Source organism: Sphingomonas sp., assembly GCF_048594985.1.
Classification (GTDB): domain Bacteria; phylum Pseudomonadota; class Alphaproteobacteria; order Sphingomonadales; family Sphingomonadaceae; genus Sphingomonas_I.
Genome location: NZ_JBMDXG010000152.1, coordinates 1 through 8325, shown reverse-complemented (window position 1 = coordinate 8325; position 8325 = coordinate 1). Strand labels below are relative to the sequence as shown.

Below are 8325 nucleotides of genomic sequence, written 5' to 3'. Positions count from 1 at the left end.
CGATAGCGGTCGAGCGGATGGCTGCGGGCCATGATCGGTCTTTCCTTAGCGATGTGGGGAGCCGGCGGTCCGGTCTCCCCACGATATAGGGGCGATTGTTACCAGCGGTAGTGGCTGAAGGCGCGGTTCGCTTCCGCCATGCGGTGTGTGTCCTCACGCTTCTTGACCGCGTTGCCGCGATTGTTCGCCGCATCCATGAGCTCGCCCGACAGGCGGGCCGACATGGTGTGCTCCGAACGGCCGCGCGCCGCGGCGATCAGCCAGCGGATCGCGAGCGCCTGCGAACGCTCGGGGCGAACCTCGACCGGCACCTGATAGGTCGCGCCGCCGACGCGGCGGCTGCGGACCTCGATGCCCGGGCGAACGTTGTTGAGCGCGTCATGGAACACGCCCAGCGGCTCGCGCTTCGCGCGGGTCTCGACCGTGTCGAGCGCGCCGTAGACGATGCTCTCGGCGACGGACTTCTTGCCGTCGAGCATGACGCTGTTCATGAACTTGCTGAGCACGACATCCCCGAACTTGGGATCGGGCAGGATTTCGCGCTTTTCGGGACGACGACGACGAGCCATCTCAGATTTCCTTCTTGATCTTCAGCCTGTCCGGAACCCGTCCGGGGCTTACTCTGGCCTGATTACTTCGGACGCTTGGCGCCGTACTTCGAACGGCTCTGCTTGCGGTTCTTCACGCCCTGCGTGTCGAGCACGCCGCGCAGCACGTGGTAGCGCACGCCTGGAAGGTCGCGCACACGGCCGCCGCGGATCAGCACCACCGAGTGCTCCTGCAGGTTGTGGCCTTCGCCCGGAATGTAGCTGATCACTTCGCGCGCATTGGTCAGGCGGACCTTGGCCACCTTGCGCAGCGCCGAGTTCGGCTTCTTCGGAGTCGTGGTGTACACGCGGGTGCAGACACCGCGCTTCTGCGGGTTCTTTTCCATCGCAGGCACCTTCGACTTGGCGATCTGCGGTTCGCGACCCTTGCGGATCAGCTGGTTAATCGTCGGCATGAAGCCCTTCACCTTTCACAGGGTTACTTTACCGGACCCGAACGTTCGCGAGAAATGCACGAAGGCCCCGGCGGTCGATTCGACCCCCCGGGCCATAGAGGCACCGGCAATGTCCAAGCTTGTCCATCCGGGGAAAACCGGCGGATAGACGGGCGCGATATACAGGCGTGCCCTTCCGGGGTCAACCGCACGCGCCGCTCGTGACGCACGCGACATGAGATGATAGCAGCCGCCCGGAATTACAGGGGAATCGCGTTCCATCCGTCCAGTTGCAGAGGGGACTATAACATGAAGTTCGTCCGTGTCGCCGCCCGCGGGCTCGCCGCCGCTACCGTGATCCTGACCGGGGTCTCGCCGGCCGCCGCCGCGCCGAAGCTCGCCCGGGAAAGCTCGGGCCAGCAGCTTCAGCAGCAGACCATGAACGACGTGCCCAAGTGCACGCGCAAGCTCGGCACGCTTTCGATCGCCGACGGCGACGATCCTTCGGCCTGGTCGCAGCATAGCCTCGCCGCCCCGTCGAAGCTGTTGCGCGTGATGGTGCAGCGCTCGGGCTGCTTCAATCTGGTCGATCGCGGCACCGGCCTGAACGCGGCCGAGCGTGAGCGTGCGATCGGCACCACGCTGGGTATGCAGCGCGGCGCCAATGTCGGGCAGGGGCAGATCAAGGCAGCCGATTACGTCCTCGTCGCGGAGATTCAGGGCGCCAATTCCAACGTCAGCGGCGGCGGCATCGGCGGCGCGGTCGGCGGCCTTGTGGGCGGGCGCGTCGGCGGGCTGCTCGGCGGTATGCGCAGCAAGAAGCAGGAGGCGAACACCGTCCTGTCGCTCACCAACGTCCGCACGACCGAAACGATCGCCACCGAGGAAGGATACGCCGCCAAGAACGATGTCAGCTTCGCCGGCGGCGGCTTTGCGGGCGTGCTCGGCGGCGCGGTCGGGGCTGTCGGCGGCGGCTATGACAATACCGAGATCGGCCGCATCGTGACCTTGTCGTTCATCCAAGGCTATTCGAAGCTAGTGAATTCGCTCAACCTCGTCCAGCCCGGCGCAACCGGCACGGCGGAGACCGCGCCGACCCGCACCTATTCGACGGTCGGGACGGTGGTCATGCGCAAGACGGCGGCGGCGAGCGGCGCGGCGATCCGCACGCTGCCCGCCAACGCCATTCTTTATCCCACCGGCAACAAGAATGGTCTCTGGTGGGAAGTCGCGGACGAAAACGATAATGTCGGCTGGGTGCTGAACACGAAGCTCGCCCCCACCGCTCACCCCGATCATCACGAGCTGTCGCACCATTGACGACGGACGGCGTTCCGGCCGCTCTCACCGGAACGCCGTCCGCCCTGCATCGCCACGCCGAAGAGCCCCGATACCGGGTCGGAACGCCTACGATGCTCTAGCCGGGATCAAGGCGTTGGCGCAGTCGTTCCGTCTGGAACGCGAGCGGCATCCTGTGGCGCAGTCCGGCGCTTGGGCGGTCGCTCCGTGCGAGCAGGGCTCTTTCATGTATCTGACTGCCATCCAAGCGCCCCGTCGAGCCGAACGGATCGGTATCGTCCCTCTCCCGCTGGATCACCCGCAGGCAGCACGGTCGCCCGTACTGGCGGTCATCATCCCCACGCTCAACGAGCGCGACAATGTCGGACCGTTGTTCGACGCGCTGTGCGCAACCCTCGCGGATCGCGCGTGGGAGGCGGTGTTCGTCGACGATGGCTCCACCGACGGCACGGCCGAGGCGCTGGAGGGGATGGCCGCGCGCCATCCCAACCTCCGCCTGATCCGGCGGTTCGGGAGGCGCGGCCTGTCGAGCGCGATCCTTGAGGGGATGATGGCGACGGTCGCGCCGGTCGTCGCGGTGATCGACGCCGACATGCAGCATGACGAGGCGATCCTGCCCGCGCTGGCCGATGCCGTGCTGGCCGGCGAGGCCGACGTCGCGGTGGGCACGCGCTACGCCGGCGACGGATCGACCGGCGAGTGGTCCGCATCGCGGGTCAAGGTGAGCGCGGTCGGCACGCGGCTGGCCGGACTGGTCTCGCGGACTGCGTGCAGCGATCCGCTCAGCGGCTTCTTCGCGATCCGCCGCGCGGCCGTGCTCGACGCGATGCCGAACCTGTCGACCGTCGGCTTCAAGATCCTGCTCGACCTGCTGGCCTCGTCGCCCAGGCCGCTGCGCGTGGCGGAGGTGCCCTATCGCTTTCGCTGCCGGCTGGCGGGCGAGAGCAAGCTCGATTCGATGGTCGCGGTCGAATATCTCATGCTGCTGGTCGACAAGTTGATCGGGCGCTGGATCCCGCCCCGGCTGGTGCTGTTCGCGGCGGTCGGCCTGAGCGGTCTGGCGGTCAACCTGCTCGTCCTCGGACTCTTGCTGGCGAGCGGGCTCGCATTCCAAGGGGCGCAGGTAGCGGCGGTGCTCGTTTCGATCGTCTCCAACTTCGCGCTCAACAATATGCTTACCTATCGCGACCGCCGCCTCGGCGGGACGGCCTGGCTGGCGGGCCTGGCAAGCTTCGTCGCGATCTGCGGCGTGGGCGCGGCGGGGCAGGTCGGCGTCGCAAGCTTCCTGTTTGCCGATCACCAGCGCTGGTGGGTGGCCGCGGTCGCCGGCGCGATGATCGGCATGACCTGGAATTACACGGTTTCCGCATTCTTCACCTGGAAGGGCGCTGACAGGCGGGCAGTGGCCGCCTAAAGGCTGCTGCTGATGTCACGGTTCATCGGGTGGCGGCACCCGTCCTTCATCGGTGGGCCGATGTGGCTGGTCGCGCTGGCGGCCGCGCTCCTGCCGTTCCTGTTCGTCACGATCCCGCCGCTGGTCGACGCGCCCGGCCACCTCGGCCAGTTCGCGATTCAGCTGGCGGGTTCCGACAGCCCGCTGCGCCGTTATTTCGGGTTCGACTGGGGCCTGAAGCTCAACCTCGGCACCGATCTGCTGATCGAGGCGCTGGCCCCCTGGCTAGGCCTGACGCGCGCCTTCTGGCTGCTGGTCGCGATCATTCCCGTCCTCACGGTCGCCGCGATCTGGCGCCTGGCGCGCGCGCTCAATCCGTGCGCGGCGGCGGCGAGCTGGGCGCTCCCGTTCGCCTACAGCTATCCGTTCAATTACGGCTTCCTCAACTACACGCTCACCACCGCGCTTTCCTTGCTCGGCTTCGCCTTGTGGGTGGAGCTTGCGGGCCGCCCCCGCCTGCGCGAGGCCCTGTTCTGGCCGCTCATGCCGCTGCTCCTCGTCTTTCACGCGGTGGGCGGCCTGCTGCTGCCGATCCTGATCGGCGCCTCGGCGCTGATGCGGCATGTCCGCTTCGTCCCGCATGCTCCCTATGTCGCGGCCGACCGGGCAAGCCTCCGGGCGTTCGCGGCGGAGGTCCGGCCGATCGCCGGGGCGGCCCTGCTGGTCGTGGCTTGGAAACTGAACCAACCGCCGAGCGGGCTTGAAACGAGCTACAGCCTGAAGGCCAAGTTCAACGCGATCGCGCTGGGCCTGCGCGACCAGTCGCGCTGGCTCGATGTCGCAAGCATGGCGGCGATTCTCGCCGTGCCGCTGATCGGCTGGCGGCTGGGCGCGCGCTACACGCGCCACACTGGCGCGCTCGCGATCACGCTCGTGCTGCTGTTCCTCGTCATGCCGTCGCAGATGGACGGCGCGTCTTTCTGCGACATGCGGCTCTTCCCCGCAGTGATGATCGCGATCCTCGCGCTGCAGGACTGGTCGCCCGTACCTCGACGTGCGGCGCGCGCGATTGCGATCGGCGGCCTCGCGCTGTTCCTCGTACGGATAGCGGCCGCTACGGCGGGCTTCGTCGGCTATGAGCGGAGCTACGCCGCCGAGCTTCCGGCATTGGAGCAGGTCGAGCGCGGATCGCGCGTGCTGGCCTTCGTGACGCGCCCTTGTCGGGCGTGGCAGAATTGGCGAACCACGCGGCTCGATCACCTTCCCGCGATGGCGAGCGTGACGCGCGAGGCGTGGGTCAACGCACATTGGGACGTGGGCGACATCCACCTGATGCAGATCCGCTACCGCCCGTCGCCCGTCTTCTACAACGACCCGACACAGTTCGTGTGGAGTCAGGCCTGCGTCGACCGCCAGAAGGAGCCGCCCCGCACCGCCGAGCAATGGCGCGTCCGCCGGCGCACCATCGCCGACGTGATGCCCGACCTTCCGCTCGACAAGGTGGACTATCTCTGGCTCATCCAGGCCAGACTCCCCGACGGGCCCTGGTCCCGTCGCCTGGTGCCCGTGTGGTCGCACGGCGGCAGCGCGCTGTACCGTATCGCGCCCGCGCCGCCGGCCTGACGGCGATCATCATTTCAGGGGGTCGTGCCCCCAGTTCATCAGCGAATAGCGCCAGCGGCTGTGCGCAACGTCGCCCTCCGGGCGCTGCGCGGAATGGCGGCGGACATAGCCCACGACCTTGCGCATATGGGCATAATCGTCGGGATCGAGTTCGGCCTGCTTCTTGCGCTTGATCGTGACGATGCGCCGGCCCGATTCATGCCCGACGCTCTCACCATCGCCCTTGCCGTCCGCGCCCTTCCAGCCGACCTGCTTGCTCTCGTCGGAGTTGAGCCACTTTTCGATCGCGGCCGGGGCCATGTTGACCGCCGCCCTGAAGTCCGCGCGGACTTGCTTCTGCTTCTCCGCTCGATCTGTGCTGGCTGCCATGCACGCCTCCTTCGCGGCAAAACTGCCGGGCGCGCGCATGGCTCCGTCACATATGGAGCACGCGCCCATAAGCGGCGAGCACGCTCTCGTGCATCGCCTCGGACAAGGTCGGGTGCGGGAAGATCGTGGCCATCAGGTCGGCCTCGGTCGTTTCGAGCTGCTTGGCGACGGTATAGCCCTCGATCAGCTCGGTCACTTCCGGGCCGGTCATGTGCGCGCCGAGCAGTTCGCCCGTCTTGGCATCGAACACGGTCTTGATGAAGCCCTCGGCCTCGCCCAGCGCGATCGCCTTGCCGTTGCCGATGAAGGGAAATTTGCCGACCTTCACCTCGTAGCCCAGCTCCCTGGCCTTCGCCTCGGTATAGCCGACGCTCGCCACCTGCGGGCGCGAATAGGTGCAGCCCGGGATGTTGCGCACGTCCATCGCGTGCGGATGCACGTCCTTGTTGCCCGCGGCCTGCGCGATCGCCTCGACCGCGATGATGCCCTCGTGGCTCGCCTTGTGCGCCAGCCACGGCGCGCCGGTGATGTCGCCGATCGCGTAGATGCCGTCGACGTTGGTGCGGCACATCGGATCGATGACGACGTGCCCGCGCTCGGTCTTCACGCCCAGCGCTTCCAGACCGATATTCTCGGTGTTGGGCACGATGCCGACCGCGACGATGACGTGGCTGAACTCCTTCGCCTCGCTCTTGCCGTCCGGCGTCTTGATCGTGGCCGTGACCGAGCGGCCCGGCTTCACGTCCAGCTTCTCGACACCATGCTTGGGCAGGATCGTCATGCCCTGCTTCTCGAACTGCTTCTGGACGAAGGCGGATACCTCGGCATCCTCGACCGGCAGGATGCGGTCGAGCATCTCGACGATGGTGACCTTGGCGCCCATGTCCGAATAGAAGCTGGCGAATTCGCAGCCGATCGCGCCCGATCCGATGACCAGCAGGTCCTTCGGCATCTCGGACGGCGTCATGGCGTGGCGATAGGTCCAGATGCGGTCGCCGTCCGACTTGGCGAAGGGCAGGTCGCGTGCGCGCGCGCCGGTCGCCAGGATGATCGCCTTGGCCACCACCTCGGTCGTGGTGTCGCCGTTCCTGACCGTGATCTTGTTCTTGGCGGTGAGTGTGCCGACGCCTTCGACGACGGTCACCTTGTTCTTCTTCATCAGGCCCTTCACGCCGGCATTGAGTTGGCCTGCCACCTTGCGGCTGCGGTCTACGATCTTGGGCAGGTCGAACCCGGCCTTCTCCACCGACAGGCCGTAATTCGCGGCATGCGTCATGTAGTGATAGACTTCGGACGTGCGCAGCAGCGCCTTGGTCGGGATGCAACCCCAGTTGAGGCAGATGCCGCCCAGCCGCTCGCGCTCGATGATCGCGACCTTCATGCCCAGCTGCGCCGCGCGGATCGCCGCGACATAGCCGCCGGGCCCCGAGCCGAGGATTGCGAGATCGTAGGTGTCAGCCACTAGACCCTCTTCTGTTCAAGCGCTGCGTGAAGCGTCACGCCGGTAAAATTATTCCCCGATCACCCGCGGCCTTCCATCGTCGCCGATCGCGACGAAGGTGAAGATGGCGTGGGTGACGCGGTCGGTGTCCTCGCCGGCGCGGATGCGGCGCCAGGCGGAGACCTCGATCTTCATCGACGAACGGCCGGTCGCGACCACCTCCGCATAGACCGACACGACATCGCCGACCTTGACCGGCTTGTGGAAGGTCATGCCGTCCATTGCGACGGTAACCGCGCGCCCGCGCGAGAAGCGCGCCGCGACCGTGCCGGCGGCGGAGTCCATCTGGCTCAGCAGCCAGCCGCCGAAGATGTCGCCATAAGGGTTGGTATCCGCCGGCATGGCGACCACGCGGACGGCGGGCTCTCCGTCGGGAAGCTGCGGCTCGTCGCCGCTCAAGCGAGCATCCCCAGCGGGTTCTCCACCAGCCGCTTGAACGCCGCCATGAAGGCGGCGCCGTCGGCGCCGTCAATCGCGCGATGGTCGAAGCTGCCGGTCGCGCTCATCACGGTCGCGATCTGGAGCGCGTCGCCCACCACATAGGGCCGCTTCTCGCCCGCGCCGATCGCGAGGATCATCGCCTGCGGCGGGTTGATGATCGCCTCAAACTGCTTGATCCCGTACATGCCCATGTTGCTCAGGCTGGCGGTGCCGCCGGCATATTCATGCGGCTGCAGCTTGCCTTCACGCGCGCGGGCGGCGAGATCCTTGATCTCGGTCGCGATCGCCGACAGCGACTTGGTGTCGGCGCCCGTCACGACCGGCGTGATCAGCCCGCCCGGGATCGACACCGCGACCGAGATGTCGGCGCGCTTGAACTGGATCAGGCTGTCGCCGCCGAACTGGACGTTGCAGGACGGTACTTCCATCAGCGCCACGGCCTGCGCCTTGATCAGCATGTCGTTGACCGACAGCTTCACGCCCCGGCTTTCCAGCCCCTTGTTCAGCTCCGTCCGGAGCTTGAGCAGCGCGTCGAGATTGATGTCCACTGTCAGGTAGATGTGCGGGACGGTCTGCTTTGATTCGGTCAGGCGGCGCGCGATCGTCTTGCGCATGTTGCTGAGCTTGACCGTCTCCGACGGCACGCCTTCGGGCGCGGCGGCGGGCGCTGGGGCAGCCCGCGGCGCTTCGGCCTGAGCTGCCTGAGGTGCTGCTGCG

9 protein-coding genes are annotated in these 8325 nt (G+C 67.1%); 3 read left to right on the top strand and 6 right to left on the bottom strand.

The features are described from left to right. Nucleotides 1–98: 98 nt before the first annotated feature. The gene (gene rpsG, locus ACOJSF_RS05850; RefSeq protein ID WP_420141285.1) at nucleotides 99–569 is read right to left on the bottom strand and encodes a 30S ribosomal protein S7; all 471 of its coding nucleotides are present in this window, start codon (nucleotides 567–569) and stop codon (nucleotides 99–101) included. A 62-nt stretch (nucleotides 570–631) separates the two neighbouring features. After that, on the bottom strand, nucleotides 632–1003 hold the full coding sequence (gene rpsL / locus ACOJSF_RS05845; RefSeq protein WP_420141287.1) for a 30S ribosomal protein S12: 372 nt from the start codon (nucleotides 1001–1003) through the stop codon (nucleotides 632–634). 288 nt (nucleotides 1004–1291) lie between these two features. Here rpsL and ACOJSF_RS05840 point away from each other — a divergent pair, with 288 nt between their 5' ends. The 3 genes from ACOJSF_RS05840 (at nucleotide 1292) to ACOJSF_RS05830 (ending at nucleotide 5297) form a co-directional block, all read left to right on the top strand. Further along, nucleotides 1292–2302, top strand: a complete 1011-nt coding sequence (locus ACOJSF_RS05840) for a CsgG/HfaB family protein (protein ID WP_420141284.1) — start codon at nucleotides 1292–1294, stop codon at nucleotides 2300–2302. Nucleotides 2303–2507: 205 nt separating this feature from the next. Further along, entirely contained in the window at nucleotides 2508–3695 is a 1188-nt protein-coding gene (locus ACOJSF_RS05835; protein WP_420141283.1) for a glycosyltransferase family 2 protein, read from the top strand. 12 nt (nucleotides 3696–3707) lie between these two features. Then, nucleotides 3708–5297: a hypothetical protein gene (locus ACOJSF_RS05830; protein ID WP_420141282.1), complete on the top strand. Its 1590-nt coding sequence runs from the start codon at nucleotides 3708–3710 to the stop codon at nucleotides 5295–5297. Nucleotides 5298–5306: 9 nt separating this feature from the next. Here ACOJSF_RS05830 and ACOJSF_RS05825 read toward each other — a convergent pair whose 3' ends face one another. The 4 genes from ACOJSF_RS05825 to ACOJSF_RS05810 form a co-directional block, all read right to left on the bottom strand. After that, nucleotides 5307–5666 (bottom strand): DUF3140 domain-containing protein, encoded by a 360-nt coding sequence (locus tag ACOJSF_RS05825; RefSeq protein WP_420141281.1) that lies wholly within the window; start codon nucleotides 5664–5666, stop codon nucleotides 5307–5309. Between the two features lie 46 nt (nucleotides 5667–5712). Next, nucleotides 5713–7128 (bottom strand): dihydrolipoyl dehydrogenase, encoded by a 1416-nt coding sequence (gene lpdA / locus ACOJSF_RS05820; RefSeq protein ID WP_420141280.1) that lies wholly within the window; start codon nucleotides 7126–7128, stop codon nucleotides 5713–5715. 48 nt (nucleotides 7129–7176) lie between these two features. Then, nucleotides 7177–7509 carry an acyl-CoA thioesterase gene (locus tag ACOJSF_RS05815; RefSeq protein WP_420141286.1) on the bottom strand — a complete coding sequence of 111 codons (333 nt, stop codon included), beginning with the start codon at nucleotides 7507–7509 and terminating at the stop codon, nucleotides 7177–7179. A 53-nt stretch (nucleotides 7510–7562) separates the two neighbouring features. Then, nucleotides 7563–8325 (bottom strand): 2-oxo acid dehydrogenase subunit E2 (locus ACOJSF_RS05810; protein ID WP_420141279.1); only part of this gene is annotated, 763 nt, incomplete at its 5' end.